We start from the raw sequence: 20,648 nt of genomic DNA, 5'->3' as shown, positions 1-20,648 counted from the left end.
TTTGATCGTCTATGGCTGGCCAGATCGAGAGATAGAGTCGCCGTCAGAAGACGAGTGAGAGGCGAATATGTCGCCCAGCGAAAGCCTTTGCGTCGTTCCGGGAGTATTACCGGCCACTCGGTAATTACTACTTCAGCAACATCCTGAGCAGAGAAAAAGCCGATTCGGTCTCAAACAAGGATATTGTGGGGCTCGCCGTTTTTTGGGCGGGATGGGGCTAGAGTTCAAGGACGTTGTCTTCGATGGCGAGGCGGACGTTGCCGTCGGACTTGGCGAGACGGCGGACGGCTTCGGGCTTGTCGACTTTGGCCTTGAGCATTACGAGCGCTACGGGCACGCTGCGGCCGGCACTCTTGATGGTCTGGACAGCGGTTTCGCGATCGATTTTGCAGGCGCTCATGAGGATGCGGATTCCGCGTTCGACCAGCTTTGAATTCTGCATGTGCACATTGACCATGAGGTTTTCGTACACATAGCCGAGCCGGGTCATGGCGCCGGTGGTGATCATGTTGAGGATCATCTTTTGCGCGGAGGCTGCCTTCATGCGGGTGGATCCGGAGATCACTTCGGCTCCGACCTCCGCAACGATGGCAATATCAGCCACCTCGGCCAGCGCGGTCCCCTGATTGCAGGTGACCGCGGCGGTGTATGCGCCCCGGGCGCGGGCGTAGGCGGTTGCAGCCACAACATAGGGAGTGCGGCCAGAGGCGGATAGTCCGACGACTACATCCTTGCGGGTGGGACGGCGGCGGGCGATATCTCGCTGGCCGAGTTCCTCCGAGTCTTCGTTGACTTCGACGGCGGAGGCAAGAGCCTTGGGGCCGCCAGCCATGATGTATTGGACCTGGCCGGGGGCGGTGGAGTAGGTAGGGGGGCACTCGGAGGCGTCGAGGGCGGCGATGCGGCCACTGGAACCGGCGCCAATATAGATGAGCCGGCCTCCATCGCGGAGAGCACGCGCTACGTGATCGATGACTTCGGCGATTTCGGGGAGTGCTTTCTTGACCGCTCCTGCGATCTTGGCATCTTCGTGGTTGATGATGCGCGCAATCTCCAGCGCCGATTTGGTGTCGAAGCCTTGCGATGCTTCGTTCTGACTCTCAGTGGTCAGATGCTGGAGTGAGGAAGCCGGGTCCGTCTTGGTTTCCTCTTTCCCGTGTGCGCCGGCGCCTTCGTGCGTCGTCGTGCTGGTTAACATCAAAGTCTGTCCCCACGTTCTATTGTATCTGCAATTTGGGCAAGTCGGCCCAGAATTATGGTGAGACGCAACTGCGTCTTTAATGTCATTTACTGCTCAAATCAGAGGGGTTGTCGACCAGACAAGGCTACCCGTACAGCATCGTGGAACGAGGGACGAACTTCCCGGATCAGCTGGGATTGCCGGTCGGGCCAGGTGCGGTTGGTGAGGAGGACAGCGGCGACTGACGCATCCAGATCGATCCAGAGCGAACAGCCGCTGAAGCCCAGGTGTCCGATCGAATGGGGCGAGAAATATTGTCCTGCCGAGGATTCCTGCGAAGGAGTATCCCAACCCAGAGCGCGGGAACTTCCGGCTGGACCCTGCCGCTCAGCAAAGGTCTCGACGGTATTGCTGCTGAACAAGATTTGGAAACTGTCACCGCCGCTGCTGAGGATTGCGCCGGCGAACTTGAGCAGATCCGCGACGTTTGAAAACAGTCCGGCATGGCCAGCTGCGCCATGGAGGATGTAGGCGTTCTCATCCTGCACTTCGCCTTGTATGCGGCGATGACGAAGCTGGTTGTCAATTTCGGTCGGTGGAATCAGGGGCTTCTGTTCAGATGCGGGAGAGAAGCGAGTGGCGGTCATTCCTAGAGGTTGAAAGATCTCTTTGCGTGCAAACTCGGGCAGTTCTTCTCTGGTGAGGACTTCAAGTGCTTTACCGAGCAAAATGAAGCCGGGATCTGAGTATTCGGCGCGTTCGCCGGGGACTGTCTCGAGCGGCAGTTCAAGACAGGCGCGGTATAGATCGGCCGGTGTGCTGACGGAACGGAAAAACTCGACGTATCCCGGAAGGCCGGAGTTATGGGCCAGGAGGTGTCGGATGGTGACTTGACGCGCAAGCCGGGCGCTATCGCGGCCGACCACGAAACCGGGCAATAAATCTCCCAAGGGCGTGTCGAGGTCGAGTTGACCGCGTTGGTGGAGCAGCATGGCAATGGCGGTCGTTGACGCCACCTTGGTAATGCTGGCTACGTCAAAGACTGTATGGGACTCGACTGAGGGCGCGTCTTCCTCATAGGTGAAGCATCCCAAAGCGTCGTTGAGAACGATTTGGCCGTCGGCGAGAACGCCAAAGGCGCACCCAGGAAAGGCGTGGGCGTTGATGGCATCCCGGAGCACTTTATAGACAGTTTCAAAATGGCTGAATTCATCGGGCATATCGGCAACACTTGAATGGCTTTCGGTTCTGATGACGTCCATGGTTCCATCTCCCAAGGTCACGAATTTAGCGTACTCTGAAATCGAGCCATCGGAAAAAAGATTGGACAGCTATCTTTGATACGAGGCCGTCCGTCTATCTCCAATAGAGCCTTGACTCCAACAGAGCCTTAGCTCCGTATCCTTGGGAGGAACTGATGCGTCTGGGAAGCACGACTGCTATTTTGGCGGTTTTTTCGGCTGCGGCAATGCCATTATGCGTTCCTGGGGCGCTACTTGCACAGACGCCCTCTCCAACAGCCAGCGTACCTGCGGCGACCTCAGAGCATGCGGCGAACTCTCAAGCAGCGGCTGATCCTTCGGAACATCCTGCTGCCGCAGCCAACGCCGGTTCTCCTACGGTTATCAAAAGGACCTACACGGTGCCAGCGGGAACGAAGGTCCTGCTGCAACTGCGTAGCTCAGTCAATACCAAAAGCGCTCGGCCGGGTGACGGCGTATATCTCGCCTCTGCCTTCCCCGTAGTGGTCGGAAACCGGGTGATGATTCCCTCGGGCGTGTTCGTGCAGGGAACAGTGGACCGGGTGGTCCGCGCCGGCCATGTAAGAGGCAAGGCGCAGTTGGATATGCACTTTACGTCGATCATTTTTCCGAATGGGTCTGTGGTTGAGATTCCCGGCATGGTCAGCGGAATTCCCGGGGCCAGCAAGCAGGACGTGAAGGACGGCGAAGGGACGATCGAGCAGGACAAGGACAAGACGCGAAACGCAGCCAAGACCGCGGAAATCGCGCTCCCGACAGGCGCCACGGTCGGTTCTATTGCGGGGCTGGGAGCGGGGCATCCGATTGCGGGAAGCTTCGAGGGGCTGGGCGCTGGACTTGCTGCTGTTGGCATCGTGTCCCTCTTTACTCGCGGCGCAGATGTGAATATTGAGGTTGGTTCACAAGTGGAGATGGTGCTCCAGAGGCCGCTGATCCTGGAAGAAGAAAACCTCGCCGAAGGAACGCTGCCGGGAGCCTCTCCGGCGATGGTTCCGACGCCCGGTCAACCGAAGCCGATGCAGAAGCCGGGTCACACCCAGGTTTTTTGTCCTCCGGGAAGTCTGGGTTGCAGTTAAGCTTTGTGGCATTTAATAATTCGAGATAGAGATGTCGACACCTGCTGAAATACCTGTCGTAACTGAAATACCTTCCCAGACTGCAATTCCTATTGTTCCGGGACAACCGACGCCTTTGGCGCAGACAGCGCGCACGGGCCTTGGATTGTGGCTCCGCGATCTGCTAATCTCCGCCGGCGTCTCGGTTTTGATCATCCTGTTTCTCTATCAGCCCGTGCGCGTAGAAGGCACCAGCATGCTTCCGCGGCTAGAGGACCATGACCGGCTCTTCATCAACAAGTTTGTCTACCACATCACTTCGATTGAACACGGAGATGTGGTGGTGTTTCACTATCCGCGCGATCCGGAGAAGAGCTACATCAAGCGCGTGATTGCTTTGCCAGGGGATCGCCTGCGCATTGATCACGGACAGGTCTTCGTCAACGACAAGGCACTGGCTGAGAACTACGTTCCGGAGATGTATCGCGATATGCGTTCGTATACGGAAACGATCATCCCCGATGACTGCTACTTCGTGATGGGCGATCACCGCTCCATTTCATCGGATAGCAGGGAATTCGGGGTGGTGGAGCGGGATCTGATCTATGGCAAAGCGGTTTTCGTTTACTGGCCCGCGAAAGATCTGGGCGAAGTAAAGTAGTCCTGATTTCCACGCCGCACCTCGCTCAGCGAAACCTGCTAAAATCTATTGAATCCACTCCTCGGAGAGGCGATGCAGGCGATTTTAGCGCTCGAAGACGGGCGCGTCTTCCGCGGCGAAGGCTACGGTCACCCCGGCGAATGCCAGGGAGAGGTAGTTTTCAACACTTCCCTAACCGGCTATCAGGAAATCGCTACCGATCCCTCCTATGCTGGTCAAATTGTCGTTCTTACTAATCCTCAGATCGGCAACTACGGTACTAACCAGGCGGACAACGAGTCGGGCAAGCCCTATATTGAAGGTCTGATCGTGCGCGAATTCTCGGCGATCGGCTCGAACTGGCGCTCGGAGCAGGTGACCGACGAGTACATGGAACGCTATTCCGTTCCGGTGCTGGCGGAGATCGACACGCGCGCCCTGGTGCGGCATCTGCGCACACATGGCGTGATGCGTGGAGTGATTTCGACCGAAACATCGGATGCCGAGGCGCTTATCCAGAAGGCGCGAAAGATTCGCAAGATGGATGGAACAGACTTGGCAAAGGTGGTATCCACCAAGTCGGTGTACACATTCGATTCGGACGACATCCGAAATCAATCTGGCGACTTTCTGCTTTCTGCGGCTCGCGTGCAATCTGCGGGAGTTCGCAAGCACCATGTTGTGGCCTATGACTTCGGGATCAAGCAAAACATCCTGAGAATGCTCACGCGGGAAGGCTGCGATGTGACCGTGGTGCCTGCGGAGACGACGGCTGCCGACGTGCTGGCGATGAAGCCGGATGGCGTTTTTCTTTCGAATGGGCCCGGCGATCCAGAGCCTGTCGAATATGCGGTAAAGGCAATCCGCGACATGCTTGGACGCGTGCCGGTGTTCGGAATTTGCCTTGGACATCAGTTGTGCGGGTTGGCTCTGGGCGGCAAGACGTACAAGTTGAAGTTCGGGCACCACGGCGGCAATCATCCAGTGCGGAATAATGCCACAGGGAAAGTGGAAATCACTGCGCACAATCACAACTTCGCGGTCGATCCGGATTCGATCAACGCGAATGAAATTGAATTGACGCACGTTGACCTGAATGACCAGACGCTGGAAGGATTGCGGCACAGAACGCTGCCGCTGTTCAGCGTGCAGTATCATCCCGAAGCGGCTCCCGGGCCCCACGATTCGCATTACCTCTTCAGCGACTTCCGCAAGATGATGGAGGAGTGGAAGGGATGAAGCGAAGGGTGAATTCAAGTTTGATTTTGGCAAGACCGGCGGGGCTTTGGCTCCGCTGTTTTTTGGCTGCAGTGTTTTGTGTCGGGCTGGCGGGCGCTAATTCGCTGAGGGCACAAATCGATGTTCCAGGACCGGAGCGCCTGAGCCATGTGGAGGGCTACGTTGTGAATCCTGTCGGACATCCGGCCGCCGATTTGGAAGTCACCCTCGTGCGCGACAACAAGATCGCATATCAGACCAGAACCGACAAGAACGGCGAATTTCGATTTGATCATGTTTCAGGACAATTCACATTTCGAGTTGTGCGGTCTGAGTATTCTGCTGCAGTGCGCGAAATTGTAGTTACGGATGAGATTGTTACGACCCTGGAGCGGAAGAAGCTTTACGTGATTTTGGGACCCGGCGCCTGCAAGGATGAGTGCTCCTCCGTGTTGACGAGCAAACGGGATTTTGAGCGGGCTATCAAGGCAAAGAACAAACATTAGGTCAGGAAACAACGAATAATGCCACGCAGAAATGACATTCAGAAGATCCTTGTAATCGGCTCGGGGCCGATTGTGATTGGGCAGTCGGCGGAGTTTGATTACTCCGGCACGCAGGCCTGCAAAGCCCTCAAGCAGGAGGGCTATGAAGTGGTGCTGGTGAATTCGAACCCGGCCACAATCATGACGGATCCCGAACTAGCCGATCGCACCTATATTGAGCCGCTGACCCGGGAATACGTCGAAGAGATTATTCGCATTGAGACGGCGATGCTGGGTCCGGGTTCTGGGAAGTTTGCGCTGCTGCCGACGGTTGGTGGCCAGACTGCATTGAATCTTGCTGTCGATCTGGCCGATGCTGGAATTCTGGATCGTTACAACGTGGAGCTGATTGGCGCGAAGCTTGAGGCAATCAAGAAGGCCGAAGACCGGCTGCTTTTTAAAGATGCAATGCTGCGCATCGGGCTGGATGTTTCGAAATCGGCGCTGGTAAACAACCTTCGCGATGGACTGGATTTCGCCAGCAAGATAGGCTTCCCGGTTCTGATTCGGCCAAGCTTCACGCTGGGCGGATCGGGCGGGGGCATTGGCTATAACCGCGAAGAGTTGATGGAAATTCTGGCGCGGGGCCTTGACCTTTCTCCGGTGCACGAGTGCTTGATCGAAGAGAGCGTGCTCGGGTGGAAGGAATACGAGCTTGAGGTGATGCGCGACTTGGCGGACAACGTCATCATCATCTGCTCCATTGAGAACTTCGATCCGATGGGCGTGCACACGGGCGACTCAATTACGGTAGCTCCGGCGCAGACGCTTACTGATCGTGAATATCAAAAGATGCGCGATGCGGCCATTGCAGTGATGCGCGAGATCGGTGTTGAGACCGGTGGATCGAATGTGCAGTTCGCTGTAAATCCGGCGAACGGGCGCATGACCGTGATCGAGATGAATCCGCGCGTGTCGCGTTCGTCGGCGCTGGCATCGAAGGCTACTGGATTCCCGATCGCCAAGATTGCGGCGAAGCTCGCCGTCGGTTACACGCTGGATGAAATCCCTAACGACATCACACGCAAGACGCCGGCCTGCTTCGAGCCAACCATCGATTATGTCGTAGTCAAGATTCCGAAGTGGCAGTTTGAGAAATTCCCTGGTGCTGATGACACGCTAGGGCCGCAGATGAAATCGGTCGGCGAGGTGATGGCGATGGGCCGCACCTTCAAGGAAGCGCTGATGAAGGCGTGGCGCGCGCTTGAGACCGGGAAGAAGACCGGCACTGAAGTGCTGGAGCCGCGGCGTCTGACGCAGATGCTGGTAACTCCGCGGCCGGAACGGCTAGGATACATTCGCTTCGCATTCGAGCGTGGCATGAGCGTGCGCGAAGTTGCGCGACTCACCGGTATGGATCCATGGTTTCTGCACCAGATTCGCGAGGTTACTCTGGCACAGGGGTCTTTGCAAGAGATAACGCCGGAAGAAATTACCGAGGAACAGATGTTGAAGTTGAAACGCTACGGGTTAAGTGACGAGCGCATAGCGACGGAGTGGAAGCTGGAGGGCCACGACGGCGTGAAACAGGTGCGGGAACTCCGCGAGGGGAAGGGCATTCGACCGGTCTTCAAACTGGTGGATACGTGCGCTGCGGAGTTCGAATCGATGACGCCTTATTTATATTCGACCTACGACGAAGAAGACGAGGCGCCTCCGACCGACAAGCCGAAGATCATTATTCTCGGATCTGGACCTAACCGGATCGGACAGGGAATTGAGTTCGATTATTGCTGTTGCCATGCGGCGTTTGCGTTGAAGGATGATGGCTACGAAACCATCATGGTGAATTGCAATCCGGAGACGGTCTCGACGGACTACGACACCAGCGATCGACTTTACTTCGAGCCGCTGGTGCTGGAGGACGTGCTCGCGGTCTACAACCATGAGGCGCAATCGGGCGCGAAGATCGGAATGATTGTGCAGTTTGGCGGGCAGACTCCGCTGAACCTGGCGCAACGGCTCCGCGCCGCTGGCGTGCCCATCATCGGTACGTCCCCAGAGTCAATTGATTTGGCCGAGGATCGAAAGCAGTTCGGAAAGCTACTCGAAGATCTCAATATTCCGCAGCCACAGGGCGGCACTGCAACCAGCGTGGACGAGGCACTGGCGGTTGCCGAGCGCATTGGATACCCGGTGCTGGTGCGGCCGAGCTACGTGCTGGGTGGGCGAGCGATGGTGATCGCATACGACGCCAAGGCTGTAGCGGAGTACATGAAGCAGGCGGTGGAGTACTCGCAGGAGCGGCCGGTGCTGGTAGATCACTTCCTGGAGAATGCGGTTGAGGTGGATGTGGATGCGCTGTGCGATTCAGAGGATGTGGTCATAGCCGGGATCATGCAGCACATCGAAGAGGCCGGCATTCACTCCGGTGATTCGTCATGCGTATTACCCGCAGTCAGTATTCGCGAGACGACTCTGGAAACGATTCGCCAGCATACTCGCAAACTGGCGCTGGCGCTGAAGGTGGTCGGTCTCGTGAATCTGCAGTTTGCGATCCAGCGCGACGCCGATGGCAATGATCATGTCTACGTTATTGAAGTGAATCCGCGGGCGTCGCGAACCGTTCCGTACGTTTCGAAGGCGACCGGAATTCCGCTGGCCAAGATGGGCGCTCGCCTGATGACGGGCCGCAAGCTGCGTGAATTGCTGCCGGAGCAGTTGGCCTCGGGCAGAGATTTGGAAACCGGCACGCATTATTACGTGAAGTCGCCGGTATTTCCGTGGTCGAAGTTTGCTGGAGTCGATACGGTTCTCGGGCCGGAGATGAAGTCGACGGGCGAAGTGATGGGTGTAGCCGCAACCTTCGGCGAGGCGTTCGCGAAGGCTCAGCTCTCTGCTGGACAGGTATTGCCAGTACGGGGCACGGTCTTCTTTACCGTGAACGACCACGATAAGCCGGCGGCGATTGAACTGGCACGAAGGTTCGCGCATCTCGGATTTCACATGGTTGCCACCGAGGGTACCGCCAATGTGCTGGAGCGTGCCGGGCTGACAGTCGAGCGCGTTTACAAGGTGAAGGAAGGGCGACCCAACGTGGTCGACCTGATCAAAGGCGATCGCATCCAGCTGATCATCAACACGCCACGCGGGCAGGACACCTTCTTCGATGAGAAGGCCATTCGCCGCGCCGCGGTGTTGGCGCGAGTTCCAACGATTACCACGATCGCGGCTGCGCAGGCGGCGGTGGAAGGAATTGCGGCCATGCAGCAGCAGAGCATTACGGTTTATGCGCTGCAGAATCTGCATGCGGCCAAAGGCAATTGAAGTCAGGAGGAGAATTGAGTCTTCTCTACTAAAATAGAGACATGCTGATCGAAGGTGTTTTCGCTGCCATCACTACGCCTTTCTATCCTGACGAGCGTGTGTATTACCGGAAGATTGAGGCGAATGTAACCAGGTATTCCCGCAGCCAGCTGGCAGGAATGGTCGTTCTTGGTTCCACCGGCGAAGCTCCTGCACTTGACGATGCGGAAACGCGGGACATTCTGCGCACAGCGTCAGAGGCCGCTGCACCGGAAAAGGTCTTGATTGCGGGCGTGAACCGCGAGAGCCTGCACTCGGTATTGGAACTGGCTGAAGCCGCCGCGAAGTTCAATTACGATGCGGTGCTGGTGCGCACGCCCACCTACTACTCCACGCAGATGACGCCGTCGGTGGTCGCTGGTTATTTTCGAGCGGTCGCGGACCGGTCTCCTTTGCCAGTGGTGCTGTACAACATTCCACGTTGCGTGCCGTACCAGATCCCAGTAGAGATGGTTGCTGAACTCGCGCAACATCCGAACATCATCGGCATCAAGGATTCAAGCTGCAGCCTGGAGCGGATCAAGGGCATCGTGGATGCAGCACGCACGGCGCCTCGTCGCAGCGTGACGGTTACGCCTGTATTCGAAGCAGTCACGGGACGAATGCTGAAATCGGTGGCGACAGGGCAATCTGCCACGTTCGTGTCCGCCAGTGAACTGGCAGGGGGACCGGCGATTGCAGTGGCGCCTCCCCAGCCTGCGCTGAAGACGCGCAGCAAAGATGTTGGTTTCCAGGTTCTGACTGGATCGGCATCGATTATCTTGCCGTCGCTGGAGGCAGGTGCGTCGGGAGCGATCCTTGGATTTGCGGCCTGCGCGCCGGAAGCTTGCTATGAGGTCTACTTTGCTTGGAAGGATCGTGACCATGCCCTTGCAGCGGAGAAGCAGGCAGACATTGTGCAGCCGAACCAAAGAATCGTAGGCGAACTTGGAATCAGCGGTGTGAAGTACGCGTGCGACTTCAATGGGTACTACGGCGGCTACGCGCGGCAGCCATTGCTGCCACTGGAAGGCGACCAGAAGTTAGAGGTCGAGAACCTGCTTCGACAGATTCGAAATTGACGTCTGGTTCGGCACAGCTCGAAGCGATCATCGATCCGGGCGCAGACGTGTGAGTCGTTGCAGAGAACGCTAGTGACGGCGTGCGCGCTTTTTGCTGACGGTGGTGAGTTTGCCCATGACGGCATACTTGCGATGTTCGACGGGAGATGAGAGAACGAGGCTGGTGACGGGATTGCCGTATGGCAACAGAGCTTCAATCAGCGCCTCCAGATCAGCGAGATTGGTGGTGGTCACCTTCAGCAGAAAATCATCTCCGCCAGTGAGGTGATGGCATTCGCGAACCTCTTCGAGCGTCTGGATGTATTCGAGTAGCCGGTAATAATTCTGGCCACCGCAACTCATGCGGATGAAGGCGAGGACCTCTAGGCCCAAGGCCTCGCGATCAATTTCGAGCGTATAGCCGCGAAGTATTCCAGTCTCTTCCATCTGTTTCAGGCGTTCGCCCGTTGCTGTGGGCGAGAGGTCGACGCGGCGGCCAAGCTCGGCGAGACTGAGGCGTGCATTGGCTTGCAATTCATGCAATAGTTTTCGCCCGTGAGAATCGAGTAATACCGTGGAATCCATGGTCATAGTACGCAATGATAAGCGATTTCACCAGCAGATCGGGACATATATGGTTGATTGACTCTTTGTCAGACCCCGCTCAAAGCCTACCATCGCATCCATGGACAAGCTGATTTTGGACGGACAAGCCCTGAAGCTGAGTGAAGTAGAAGATGTCGCCCTTAGAGGGTCTAAGGTTGAGGTTTCGCCTGACGCGCTGAGGAGAGTGGCCGAGAGCCGCGGACTTATCGAACGAATCCTCGGGGCAGGCGACACCGTGTATGGGGTAAACACGGGTTTCGGCAAGCTTGCGGACGTGCGAATACCAGGAGACAAGCTTTCAGAGTTGCAGATCAATCTGGTGCGCAGCCACGCGGGGGGAGTCGGCGATCCCCTGGCGGAGGGGGAAGCGCGGGCGATGCTACTGCTGCGCGCGAATGTGCTGGCAAAGGGATTCAGTGGCGTGCGGCCCCAACTTCTGGAGTTGTTGATTGGGTTGCTGAATGCTGGGGTGCACCCTGTGATTCCGGAGAAGGGATCAGTCGGAGCGAGCGGTGACCTGGCACCACTTGCGCATCTTGCGCTGGTGGTTGTTGGCGAGGGCGAGACGTTCTACAGGGGAGAGCGGATGGCAGGCGGCGAGGCGCTGCGTTGGGCAGGGCTGACTCCGTTGCAGCTTACCGCGAAGGAAGGGCTCGCGTTGTTGAATGGGACGCAGGCGATGACGGCCGTTGGAGGGTTAGCTACCGCGCGTGCACAGCGCGTGGTTGAACTTTGCGATTTATCCGGCGCCATGTCACTCGAGGCGCTCAAAGGAACTCCAGCGGCATTCGACAAGCGCATTCATCTGGCTAGACCGCACGAAGGCCAAATTGCTTCAGCTGTAAATCTGTTAAGGCTCCTGGAGGGATCGGAGATTCGTGAATCGCATCGCGAACATGATACGAGAGTGCAGGACGCCTATTGCCTTCGTTGTATGCCTCAGGTGCATGGCGCCGTGCGCGGCGTACTTGCTCACGTTGCCGGTGTACTGGAGACAGAGACCGGTTCCGCTACTGACAATCCGTTAGTGTTTCCGGGAGAGATGGATGCCGACGGTGCGGTGATTTCGGGTGGTAACTTTCACGGAGCTCCACTGTCGTACGCGTTCGATTATGCGGCACTGGCGATGACCGATCTGGCTGGCATCACAGAACGGCGCGTGGACCGGCTGTTGAATCCCGATATCAACGAGGGACTTCCGGCATTTTTGTCTACGAATCCGGGGCTGTCGTCAGGGTTTATGATCGCGCAGATCGTTGCAGCTGCGCTGATCAACGAGTGCCAGGTACTTTCGCATCCATCGTCGACTGGAAGCATTCCCACGGATGGCGGTAAGGAGGACCACGTGTCGATGGGCATGACGGGTGCAATTAAATTGCGGCAAATTGTCGAACACGCTGAGCGAATCCTGGGGATTGAGCTGATGTGCGCTGCACAGGCCCTTGAGTTTCGGCGGCCTTTGAAATCCAGCGCGAAGATTGAGCAGGCACATGAGGCAGTTCGCAAGGTCGTTCCGCGGCTAGAGCGGGATCGCGTGCTGTCTCACGATATCGACGCGATGGCGGGTGCAATCAGGGACGGCAAACTGGATGCATGGCGCGCATAGCTGATTGAGCTTGATGGCGATTGCGCTCCTAGGCTGAGGCATCGCGGCGTGTAGGATGAAGCGAGCGGCAGGAGGCGGCGTGAAACTCTATCGCACGGCAAATGGGATTTTTATTGAAGACGACGGTCAGCATTTTGCTGTTTCAGGTCACACTTGGGATTCATTGCTTGCACGAGAGGATCTGCCGGAATTTCTGACGGAGTTTGTGACGCGTGGACAGCCTTCGAATGATTTTCATAATGCAGAGTTGCTGGCGCCGATCAGCAAGCAGGAAGTCTGGGCAGCGGGGGTAACGTACTATCGCAGCCGCGGCGCGCGCATGGAAGAGTCGAAGGACGCAGGCGGCGGAAACTTTTACGATCGCGTGTATTCTGCGGAACGGCCTGAGCTTTTTTTCAAGTCGACGGCTAGCCGCACTGTGGGTTGCGGCGGCAAGGTTAGAATTCGCGGCGATGCACAGTGGTCAGTCCCGGAGCCGGAGTTGACACTGCTGGTGAGTCCAGTGGGACGCATCGTTGGATACACAATCGGGAATGATATGAGCTCGCGCGATATCGAGGGTGAGAATCCGCTGTATCTGCCGCAGGCCAAGGTCTACAACGGAAGCTGCGCGCTTGGACCCGGGATTCTCGTGACATCCAGCCCCTTGGCGCATTCGACAGAGATTGCGATAGAGATATTGCGCCATGGTCGCGTGGAGTTTTCCGGCTCAGTAGAGCTCACGGAGTTGAAGCGCGAACCGAAGACACTCGTCGAATATCTGATGCGCGATAATAGTTTCCCGCACGGGGCTTTTCTAATGACTGGAACCGGAATCGTTCCCCCGAGCACGTTTACGCTGGCGAGCGGGGATCGGATACGCATCACGATCGAGCCTATCGGCGTGCTCGAAAATGAAGTTGCATGATCTAGCTTTTTCGACGGATCTGATTTACGTTAAGTGCTTTTTAAGGAATGCTAGCGCTCGACTGCGGGCAAGAGCTGAGGCTTCGGCGTTGTAGCTGGCACGCATATCGCAATTGAATCCGTGGCCGGCGTTTTCGTACCAGTTGATCTCCACTTCAGGATGGGCGGCGAGGACGTTGTCGACTTGCTCGGCGGGGATGTGCGTGTCGAGCCTGCCGAAATGAAGTTGAACTGGCGCAGTCGGATTTTCTTCCGCGAAGTTGCCGATCCGACCGGCATAGTATCCGACTGCCGCGTTGGGATGGAGGCGGGTGGCGCTGAGCCACGCGAGAAGACCGCCGTAACAGTAGCCGATTACTCCTGATTGTTTACCGGTCTGCTGCCGGACATATTGAAGTGCGGCGTCAACGTCTTCAAGCGATTTGCTGGTGTCGAGCTTCTGAAGGAGGGCCACGCCTTTTTGTGCGTCGGGTCCTTCGTAAGAGAGTTCAACGCCGCGCTCGACGCGATCGAACAGGGCAGGTGCAAGGGCGAGGAATCCATCCCGTGCGTAACTGTCTGTGACGGAACGGATATGCCGGTTGACGCCGAATATTTCCTGAATGACTATCAGTCCGGCGATGGGTTCTTCATCTGGGCGCGCTACGTATGCGTCGAGTTCATGGCCATCGGCGGATTTGAGCTTTACGGTTTCGGACATCGGAGGTTTACCTGATTGTTGGTGTGTTTTCGTTGTAACGGCGAGGGGCGTCCGGGCAGTCCTGCAGCGCCCGGACCAGGTGTCGTGGATCTTGAAACTACTGGCGTGCTGCTTTCACTGCTTCAGTCAGTGCCGGAACTACTTCGAAGAGGTCGCCGACGATGCCATAGTCAGCTACTTCAAAGATGGGTGCTTCGGCGTCTTTGTTGATCGCGACGATGCACTGGGCGCCCTTCATTCCTACAAGATGCTGAATGGCTCCAGAGATTCCGACTGCGAGGTAGAGTTTAGGCGCGACGGTTTGGCCAGAGCTGCCGACCTGGCGTTCGATAGGGAGCCAACCGTTATCGCAGATGGGACGAGATGCGGCAATCTCTGCGCCGAGGGCGGTGGCAAGATCTTGAACGAGAGGAAGGTTGTCGGCTTCCTTGATACCCCGACCGACGGCAACGATCAATTGCGCCGAGCCGAGGTCGACAGTCTGGGCTGCACCCCGGAAAGGTTCGCTAGGCTTGGTGCGAATCTGTGCGGCATCGATTGTGGGAGTAAACGTGATGATTTGGGCAGCGCCGACGCTGCTCTCGTCGGCATCGGCACGGAAGGCGCCAGATTGAACGGAGATGAAGGTCGGACCAGAGCCGGCGGATTTGTAATTACCGCTGAGGCGACCCTGCATCAACGAGCGCGTGAAGACGGGGCCGTCGCTGATTGCAGTTACGTCTCCGACGAGCACGCGACCCAAGCGAGCAGCAAGGGCGGGAACATAATCGCGAACCTGATAGGAGTGAGGGAAGACGATGAAGTCCGGCGATTCGGCGCGGATGAATTGATCGAGGGCCCCCGTGAATCCGTCGGAAGTATATTGAGCCAGAAGCGGATGCTCGATGCGAATAACCTTTGCGACTCCTTTGGCTGCAGCTTCCTTCGCCAAGGCTTCAGTCTGTGCACCGATGACGATTGTGTTCGGCTTCGTGCCTGGCTGCGCGGCCAGGATGTTTGCCGCGGCAAGCGCTTCCCAACTGATGCGGCCAATGCGGCCGCTGCGATCTTCAAGAACTACGTAGATGCCGCTCATATGACTCGCACCTCGAATTTCAGTTTTTCAACCAGAGTTGCCGCGGCTTCTTTGGCGGAACCGGGAATGATCTGCGTGGACTTTTGCTTTTGCGGGAGAGTTATTTTTTCGAGAACTGCCGCCGGAGCGTTGGCGTGGCCGAGGTCTGCAGCTGCTACCTTGCGCAATTCTTTTGTCTTGGCCTTCTTGATGCCCATCAGCGTTGCATACCGGAGTTTGTTGCCGCCGGACTGGATCATCAAAACTGCGGGAAGCGGCAGGTCGATGTTTTGAAACCATCCTTCTTCGAGCTCACGTTTTACGGTGAGGCCGGTGTCGGTTTTTTCGACGTGCAGGATGAGAGATGCGTGGGGCAGGCCAAGCAACTCCGCCATGATTACGCCGGTTTGTCCGTACCCGAGATCATCGGATTGAAGCCCCGTGAGGATCAGGTCCGGGCTCTCCTGCTTCACTGCTGCAGCCAGGAGCTGAGCGGCTCCGAGAGCGTCGCGTTGGTTGAGGTCGTCAACCTCGACTTGTATCGCTCGGTCCGCGCCCTTGGCCAAGGCTTCGCGAATAGTGGTCCCAGCCCGCTCAGGGCCTGCGCTGAGAACCACGACTTCACCGCCGTGTTTCTCTTTCAGTTGTAATGCTTCTTCGAGCGCGTAGGCGTCGGACTCGTTCATGGCGAATTGAATGTCTGCTTCCTGAATCCATTTGCCAGAGCCGTCGATGCGTACTTGCGCATCGCGCTCGGGGACTTGTTTGATGGCAACAATGATTTTCATGCGGGATGACTCCGGAATTACGGTTGTTCAGTTTTGATGGGATTGCTTTGCGGAAGGCCGCGCGCCGTCAACTGGGCAATGTCGAGTAATTGCGGAGCAGCCTCGCCTGTTGCCGCAAGGGCGTCGCGGAACATCGTGTTGCAGAACGGGCAGGCAGTGCCGATGGTGGTGGCGCCGGTGGCAACAAGCTCTTTAGCGCGCGTGTGACTTACGCGATCTCCAGTTTCTTCGCCTAGAAAGACAAGGCCGCCGCCCGCTCCGCAACAGAAGCTGCGCTCATGCGAGCGGGGCGCTTCGACAACTTCTCCGGCAAGGCCCGCGACGGCGCGCGGCTCCTCGTAGACATTGCGATAGCGGCCGAGGTAGCAGGGATCGTGATAGGCGATCTTTTCCTGGGCTTTACCTTCCGGCGTATTTTGTTTCGGCAGTTTGTCGCCAAAGCGGGCGAGGAATTCGCTGTGGTGTTCGATCTCGGGTGGCGTGCCGAACTCTTTCCAGTCTTCCTGGATGGTGCGCACGCAATGTGGGCAGATGGAGACGATCTTCTTTACCTTGTTCTGCGCCAAGGCTTCAAGATTGGCTTCGGCGAGTTGTTGGAAGAGGAGGTCGTTGCCGAGGCGGCGGACGGGATCGCCGGTGCACTTCTCCTTGCGCAATACACCATAGCTTGTGCCGAGATAGTTCATGACGCGTGCGAAGTCGGCGACGATTTCGCGACCTTTGGGATCGTAACCTCCCATGCAGCCGAGCCACAGGCAGTATTCCTGGGTGCCGTCGAAGATAGGCAGTTCCTGCTTCTGAATGAATTTGTCCCGTTCCAGAGCGCTCATGCCGAGCGCATTCGATCCGCGCTCGAGGGTGAGAAACAGCTTTGCGCCGTGCTCGTCTTCCCATGCGCCGGTGTTCACCGCGCCGCGGCGGAGCCCGATGATGATCGGGAGATGCTCGATACCGACAGGGCATTGATATTCGCACGCGCCGCAGGTGGTGCACTGGAAATCAGCCGTTATCGAGTTGTATTTGCCGATGATGTTTTCGGTTGAGGCGGGGCCGAATTCATTGAGGTAGCCGCGAATGCCGAGAATGATTTCTTTCGGGTTGAGTTCCTTGCCGGTGTTGTTCGCTGGGCAATGTTCGGTGCATCGACCGCACTCCACGCAGGAGTAGGCCTGCAAACTCGCAAGCTGCGTCAGATCCGTCCCGGCCACCAAGCCAAAATCTTCATCGCCGACCAGCGGGGGGATGTTGCTGAAACCTCCACGAGATAAGAAAATCGTTGCTGGACTGAGGATCAGGTGAAGATGTTTGGTGTGCGGAATGATCGGCAGGAAAATTAGAAGCGACAGCGTATGGGTCCACCAGAGGATGCGTGCGGCGGGGCTGGAATCGTTGACGGCAAAACTTGCCAGGTACGTCACCATCAGCATGAATATCAAGAAGGCGATAAACCCGGATTCATATGAAACTTTGGCGCCTAGCCAGCGGGGGCGCACCAGAAACCTGCGGACGAACAGGCCGAAGATTCCCACTGCGCAGGCAACTGCAAATATTGCCGCAAGGTAGAAGTAGAATTCGCCTACCAAGCCTCGCGGATTCAGGAATCCAACCCCAAATCCGACTGCGACATGGTTCAAGGTAACTATTGCAAAGGCGCAGAAACCCCAGAAAACAAAGGCATGTGCAATTCCGGGGAGAGGGCGCTCGCGGATGACTTTTGCCTGGCAAATAACTTCCCAAAAGAAGTCCCATACCCGCCTGGCGACGGGGGAGAGTTTAAAATTGGGGTCTTTTTTGGAGTCGAGGATCCGCCTGAGAATGGGGCTGAAGCGGCGCCAGAAAAGGGTGGCGGAGACGATGATAAATGCCAGAAGGAGCAGCTTTTCCCACGGTGAGAAGCTTTGCGGTTCCGCCAGCGTGGAAGAGAGGAGGTTCATAGGCGAACCCACTCACAATACACGATTAGACCCTTGGTCGGCAGTTCGGCGGAAGCTCGCAAGGGAGTGCACGGCTTTGTGTGCGAATACTGGTTCGAGGTCAGGTGCATTTTATTGGAAGCGCCATGGTGCCACTACAGCAAAAGGGCGGGATCCCTCGCGAGATCTCGCCCCAGTGCTTCCGAATTTTCGAAGATCCATTTCGGTAACTGGATCACAACTCGGGTGTTACAGATTAGGTAGTTCGTTCGAGCTCAGCCCGAGTTTCCCTCCCTTTGCCTGTACAACCCTTGATGCACGAGTTTTCTTGTTGCCGTTCGTGAGTTTCGTTGCCGATTCTCTTGAAGGCCATAGACGACTCTCTCCTTCTGGAAGATTTCTCTTCCGTTGGAAACTTAGAGGCAGGGCGGCGGGATTGAGTTGTCGGTGTGGATTATTTGCGTGCCTGAATGCGGTACATCGAAGAGCATCTGAATAAATGTCTGTGGATATTCCCGACTGCTGTCAGCCTTGCTTTCGCGCCTCTGCCTCGGCGATCCACCCGCGACGCAGTTTTTCCGCAGGAATGCTTGAGAGATAGGGCTTGATATCGAGAATCGGCGTGCCATCCAGCATGTCTACGCCATGCACATTGAGCAAATTTCCCTCGCGGTTTTTCAATTCGACTACTGTGAGCGCGATGGGGTTGGGCCGCCGCGGAGAGCGCGTGGAAAATACGCCATGTGGCCGTTCCTCGAACGGCGGACTGCCAATCAGGTCGAATCCCTCAGAACGGTCGAAGGTCCAGATGACGAAGAGGTGCGAAAAGCCTTCAATGTCCATTAGCCCGGGCTCAAACTCGGGTAGGATCTCGAGCACTCCATCTGCGACGTGCCGGGCGCCCAGCCCTTTTGGAATGGATTTGGTGTCGGTATAGGGGCTGCGAACAAAACCGATAGCTTTAGGCGTAAACACGGGATCAGCGCTCCGCGTTGCAAGGATGCGCGGTTTAGGTGATCACCGGACCGCAATCTGATGGTAGCGCAGAGGGGTCGTCGGCCGATTCGTAGTCGAACTTGCGCAGGTTGCGCATACATTCGCCGAGTGCGCCTACAAGCGTCTCACTCCAACCGCAGGGTTGGAAACGCAGGGTCTTTTGGTTCAGTTCCAGGTCGGCCGTGGCATAGAACTGCATGTCACTGGTCTTCGAGCTAGCAAATTCCTTAACAGTGATACGCGCTTCGATCTCACCTTTCGCGTGTTTCTTTGTGACCGAGAAGAAATGTAGACGGGCGAGCGCCTCGGAGGAGTCTTTCTGTACAAGCTTCCATTCGTTCACGCGGCTTGACCTCAAGAGAAAATAGTGACTTGAGAGCCGAGTTTAGCGGATCAGAAGTGTGGCTGGACAGAGAATTCGGAACAAGAGTGCCAAAGCTGAGTGTCCAGCGGCTCTAGCAGTGCACAATTTTAGGCGACTCGATACCCTTGGTGGCGTTTCGTGTATCGATAACCAGTTGTGACTGCTCCACGATCGCACGGTAGTCGTACGAAGTGTGATCGGTAACGATCATCACGGCATCGTACTGCCCGAGATTTTCGAGAGGCGTGTTGGTCATGTTCAGCGCATAGTGACGTCCGTGGCCGACCTTCGGAAAGAAAGGATCGTTGTATGACACTTCAGCGCCTTTGTCGCGAAGCAACTCAATAATCGTCAGAGAAGGGGACTCGCGCAGATCGTCGATGTCGCGTTTGTAAGCCAGGCCGAGCACGAGGATCTTCGATCCGTTAATTGACTTTCGATTACGATTGAGCCCATCAGCAAGCTGGTCGATGACAAAGTAGGGCATGTTGATGTTGACTTCGCCGGCCAGTTCGATAAACCGGGTGCGGAAGTCGAATTGCTTTGCCTTCCACGAAAGATAGAAGGGGTCGATCGGAATGCAGTGGCCACCCAGGCCGGGTCCGGGATAGAACGCCTGAAAGCCAAAAGGCTTGGTCTTTGCGGCGTCGATCACTTCGTGAATATCGATGCCCATGCGCATGCAAAGTTGTTTTAGCTCGTTTACCAACGCGATGTTCACGCAGCGATAGATGTTCTCGAGCAGTTTGGTCATCTCGGCGGCGGACGGGCTGCTGACTGGAACTACGCGCCGAAAAATGGTGCCGTAGAACGCAGCTGCAAGCTCCGACGCGGCTGGGCCACAACCGCCTACGACCTTGGGGATGTCGTGACGCGCGACGGTTTCGTTACCTGGATCTTCGCGTTCGGGCGAGAATGCGACGTGGACTCCGAGGTCATCGAGTGTGCGAGCGACCTTCAGATTGTGATGATTTCCATTTTCGATAAGTGGAACGACAATCTCTTCGGTTGTGCCGGGGTAAGTCGTGCTCTCCAGGATCACGAGTTGTCCCTCGTGCAAGTGCGGAGCGATCGATTCAACCGTGCCTGTAACGTAACTCAGATCTGGCTCATGGTACTCGTTCAGAGGGGTGGGAACGCAGATGATGATCGCGTCCATCTTCGCGATGTCAGCGTAATTGGTCGTGGCGTGGAAACCGGACTTCTTTGCTTTTTGAATGGCAGCCGGAAGAATGCGCACGATGTAGGAGCCGCCTGCGTTCAGCGTACTGACCTTTCGCTCCTCAATATCAAATCCGGTGACGGCAAACCGCTCTTCGCTGAAAAGCAACGCCAGGGGTAGCCCGACATAACCCATCCCGACGATTCCGATCCGGGCCTGCCTGCTCTCTACCTTCTTCTTGAGTTCTGTCAGAGATATCGTTGCTTTTGCGGTCATGCGTTTAATTGTAAAGGGGATGGGACGGCGA

18 protein-coding genes are annotated in these 20,648 nt (G+C 56.8%); 8 read left to right on the top strand and 10 right to left on the bottom strand.

Annotation, left to right across the window (positions count from 1 at the left end; genetic code table 11):
- Window positions 1–217 precede the first annotated feature (217 nt).
- Together murQ and P8935_RS16760 are read right to left on the bottom strand one after the other, a co-directional pair.
- Entirely contained in the window at window positions 218–1,198 is a 981-nt protein-coding gene (gene murQ, locus P8935_RS16765; protein WP_348261444.1) for an N-acetylmuramic acid 6-phosphate etherase, read from the bottom strand.
- A 101-nt stretch (window positions 1,199–1,299) separates the two neighbouring features.
- Entirely contained in the window at window positions 1,300–2,442 is a 1,143-nt protein-coding gene (locus tag P8935_RS16760) for a serine hydrolase domain-containing protein (protein WP_348261443.1), read from the bottom strand.
- Window positions 2,443–2,597: 155 nt separating this feature from the next.
- On the opposite strand from P8935_RS16760, the gene P8935_RS16755 reads away from it, so the two are divergent.
- From P8935_RS16755 to P8935_RS16730, 6 genes are all read left to right on the top strand, one after another.
- Window positions 2,598–3,518, top strand: a complete 921-nt coding sequence (locus tag P8935_RS16755) for a hypothetical protein (protein WP_348261442.1) — start codon at window positions 2,598–2,600, stop codon at window positions 3,516–3,518.
- A gap of 31 nt (window positions 3,519–3,549) precedes the next feature.
- The gene (gene lepB, locus P8935_RS16750) at window positions 3,550–4,158 is read left to right on the top strand and encodes a signal peptidase I (RefSeq protein WP_348261441.1); all 609 of its coding nucleotides are present in this window, start codon (window positions 3,550–3,552) and stop codon (window positions 4,156–4,158) included.
- Window positions 4,159–4,230: 72 nt separating this feature from the next.
- Window positions 4,231–5,376, top strand: a complete 1,146-nt coding sequence (carA, locus tag P8935_RS16745; protein WP_348261440.1) for a glutamine-hydrolyzing carbamoyl-phosphate synthase small subunit — start codon at window positions 4,231–4,233, stop codon at window positions 5,374–5,376.
- Window positions 5,373–5,861, top strand: a complete 489-nt coding sequence (locus tag P8935_RS16740) for a carboxypeptidase-like regulatory domain-containing protein (RefSeq protein WP_348261439.1) — start codon at window positions 5,373–5,375, stop codon at window positions 5,859–5,861. The genes carA and P8935_RS16740 overlap by 4 nt, the downstream gene beginning before the upstream one ends.
- A gap of 18 nt (window positions 5,862–5,879) precedes the next feature.
- On the top strand, window positions 5,880–9,167 hold the full coding sequence (carB, locus tag P8935_RS16735) for a carbamoyl-phosphate synthase large subunit (RefSeq protein WP_348261438.1): 3,288 nt from the start codon (window positions 5,880–5,882) through the stop codon (window positions 9,165–9,167).
- Between the two features lie 41 nt (window positions 9,168–9,208).
- Window positions 9,209–10,267 carry a dihydrodipicolinate synthase family protein gene (locus P8935_RS16730; protein WP_348261437.1) on the top strand — a complete coding sequence of 353 codons (1,059 nt, stop codon included), beginning with the start codon at window positions 9,209–9,211 and terminating at the stop codon, window positions 10,265–10,267.
- A 69-nt stretch (window positions 10,268–10,336) separates the two neighbouring features.
- Here the strand turns inward: P8935_RS16730 and P8935_RS16725 are convergent, their stop codons facing one another.
- Window positions 10,337–10,831 carry an Lrp/AsnC family transcriptional regulator gene (locus P8935_RS16725; RefSeq protein ID WP_348265349.1) on the bottom strand — a complete coding sequence of 165 codons (495 nt, stop codon included), beginning with the start codon at window positions 10,829–10,831 and terminating at the stop codon, window positions 10,337–10,339.
- A gap of 100 nt (window positions 10,832–10,931) precedes the next feature.
- On the opposite strand from P8935_RS16725, the gene hutH reads away from it, so the two are divergent.
- Window positions 10,932–12,458: a histidine ammonia-lyase gene (gene hutH, locus P8935_RS16720; protein WP_348261436.1), complete on the top strand. Its 1,527-nt coding sequence runs from the start codon at window positions 10,932–10,934 to the stop codon at window positions 12,456–12,458.
- Window positions 12,459–12,537: 79 nt separating this feature from the next.
- On the top strand, window positions 12,538–13,365 hold the full coding sequence (locus P8935_RS16715) for a fumarylacetoacetate hydrolase family protein (RefSeq protein WP_348261435.1): 828 nt from the start codon (window positions 12,538–12,540) through the stop codon (window positions 13,363–13,365).
- Between the two features lie 24 nt (window positions 13,366–13,389).
- On the opposite strand, the gene P8935_RS16710 is transcribed toward P8935_RS16715, so the two are convergent.
- The 7 genes from P8935_RS16710 to P8935_RS16680 form a co-directional block, all read right to left on the bottom strand.
- Window positions 13,390–14,064, bottom strand: coding sequence for a dienelactone hydrolase family protein (locus P8935_RS16710; protein ID WP_348261434.1), 675 nt, complete (start codon window positions 14,062–14,064; stop codon window positions 13,390–13,392).
- A 97-nt stretch (window positions 14,065–14,161) separates the two neighbouring features.
- Window positions 14,162–15,139, bottom strand: a complete 978-nt coding sequence (locus P8935_RS16705) for an electron transfer flavoprotein subunit alpha/FixB family protein (RefSeq protein ID WP_348261433.1) — start codon at window positions 15,137–15,139, stop codon at window positions 14,162–14,164.
- Window positions 15,136–15,906: an electron transfer flavoprotein subunit beta/FixA family protein gene (locus P8935_RS16700; RefSeq protein WP_348261432.1), complete on the bottom strand. Its 771-nt coding sequence runs from the start codon at window positions 15,904–15,906 to the stop codon at window positions 15,136–15,138. The genes P8935_RS16705 and P8935_RS16700 overlap by 4 nt, the downstream gene beginning before the upstream one ends.
- Window positions 15,907–15,923: 17 nt before the next feature.
- A complete protein-coding gene (locus P8935_RS16695; RefSeq protein ID WP_348261431.1) occupies window positions 15,924–17,840 on the bottom strand; it encodes a (Fe-S)-binding protein in 1,917 nt (638 codons plus the stop codon).
- 504 nt (window positions 17,841–18,344) lie between these two features.
- Entirely contained in the window at window positions 18,345–18,794 is a 450-nt protein-coding gene (gene tsaA / locus P8935_RS16690) for a tRNA (N6-threonylcarbamoyladenosine(37)-N6)-methyltransferase TrmO (protein ID WP_348261430.1), read from the bottom strand.
- A gap of 34 nt (window positions 18,795–18,828) precedes the next feature.
- Complete coding sequence (locus tag P8935_RS16685; protein WP_348261429.1) at window positions 18,829–19,158, bottom strand: hypothetical protein; 330 nt, start codon at window positions 19,156–19,158, stop codon at window positions 18,829–18,831.
- 112 nt (window positions 19,159–19,270) lie between these two features.
- Window positions 19,271–20,617 carry a nucleotide sugar dehydrogenase gene (locus P8935_RS16680; RefSeq protein ID WP_348261428.1) on the bottom strand — a complete coding sequence of 449 codons (1,347 nt, stop codon included), beginning with the start codon at window positions 20,615–20,617 and terminating at the stop codon, window positions 19,271–19,273.
- Window positions 20,618–20,648 lie beyond the last annotated feature (31 nt).

The organism is Telmatobacter sp. DSM 110680, from assembly GCF_039994875.1.
GTDB lineage: Bacteria > Acidobacteriota > Terriglobia > Terriglobales > Acidobacteriaceae > Telmatobacter.
The sequence above is the reverse complement of the archived record's forward strand: the minus strand, read 5'-3'. Positions and strand labels throughout refer to the sequence as shown.

Coding starts and splice junctions, on each gene's coding strand:
- P8935_RS16695 (WP_348261431.1), bottom strand. CDS start 17,840: ATGAACCTCCTCTCTTCCACGCTGGCGGAACCGCAAAGCTTCTCACCG.
- P8935_RS16710 (WP_348261434.1), bottom strand. CDS start 14,064: ATGTCCGAAACCGTAAAGCTCAAATCCGCCGATGGCCATGAACTCGAC.
- murQ (WP_348261444.1), bottom strand. CDS start 1,198: ATGTTAACCAGCACGACGACGCACGAAGGCGCCGGCGCACACGGGAAA.
- P8935_RS16680 (WP_348261428.1), bottom strand. CDS start 20,617: ATGACCGCAAAAGCAACGATATCTCTGACAGAACTCAAGAAGAAGGTA.
- P8935_RS16730 (WP_348261437.1), top strand. CDS start 9,209: ATGCTGATCGAAGGTGTTTTCGCTGCCATCACTACGCCTTTCTATCCT.
- P8935_RS16700 (WP_348261432.1), bottom strand. CDS start 15,906: ATGAAAATCATTGTTGCCATCAAACAAGTCCCCGAGCGCGATGCGCAA.
- P8935_RS16755 (WP_348261442.1), top strand. CDS start 2,598: ATGCGTCTGGGAAGCACGACTGCTATTTTGGCGGTTTTTTCGGCTGCG.
- lepB (WP_348261441.1), top strand. CDS start 3,550: ATGTCGACACCTGCTGAAATACCTGTCGTAACTGAAATACCTTCCCAG.
- P8935_RS16705 (WP_348261433.1), bottom strand. CDS start 15,139: ATGAGCGGCATCTACGTAGTTCTTGAAGATCGCAGCGGCCGCATTGGC.
- P8935_RS16740 (WP_348261439.1), top strand. CDS start 5,373: ATGAAGCGAAGGGTGAATTCAAGTTTGATTTTGGCAAGACCGGCGGGG.
- P8935_RS16760 (WP_348261443.1), bottom strand. CDS start 2,442: ATGGACGTCATCAGAACCGAAAGCCATTCAAGTGTTGCCGATATGCCC.
- carB (WP_348261438.1), top strand. CDS start 5,880: ATGCCACGCAGAAATGACATTCAGAAGATCCTTGTAATCGGCTCGGGG.
- hutH (WP_348261436.1), top strand. CDS start 10,932: ATGGACAAGCTGATTTTGGACGGACAAGCCCTGAAGCTGAGTGAAGTA.
- carA (WP_348261440.1), top strand. CDS start 4,231: ATGCAGGCGATTTTAGCGCTCGAAGACGGGCGCGTCTTCCGCGGCGAA.
- P8935_RS16725 (WP_348265349.1), bottom strand. CDS start 10,831: ATGGATTCCACGGTATTACTCGATTCTCACGGGCGAAAACTATTGCAT.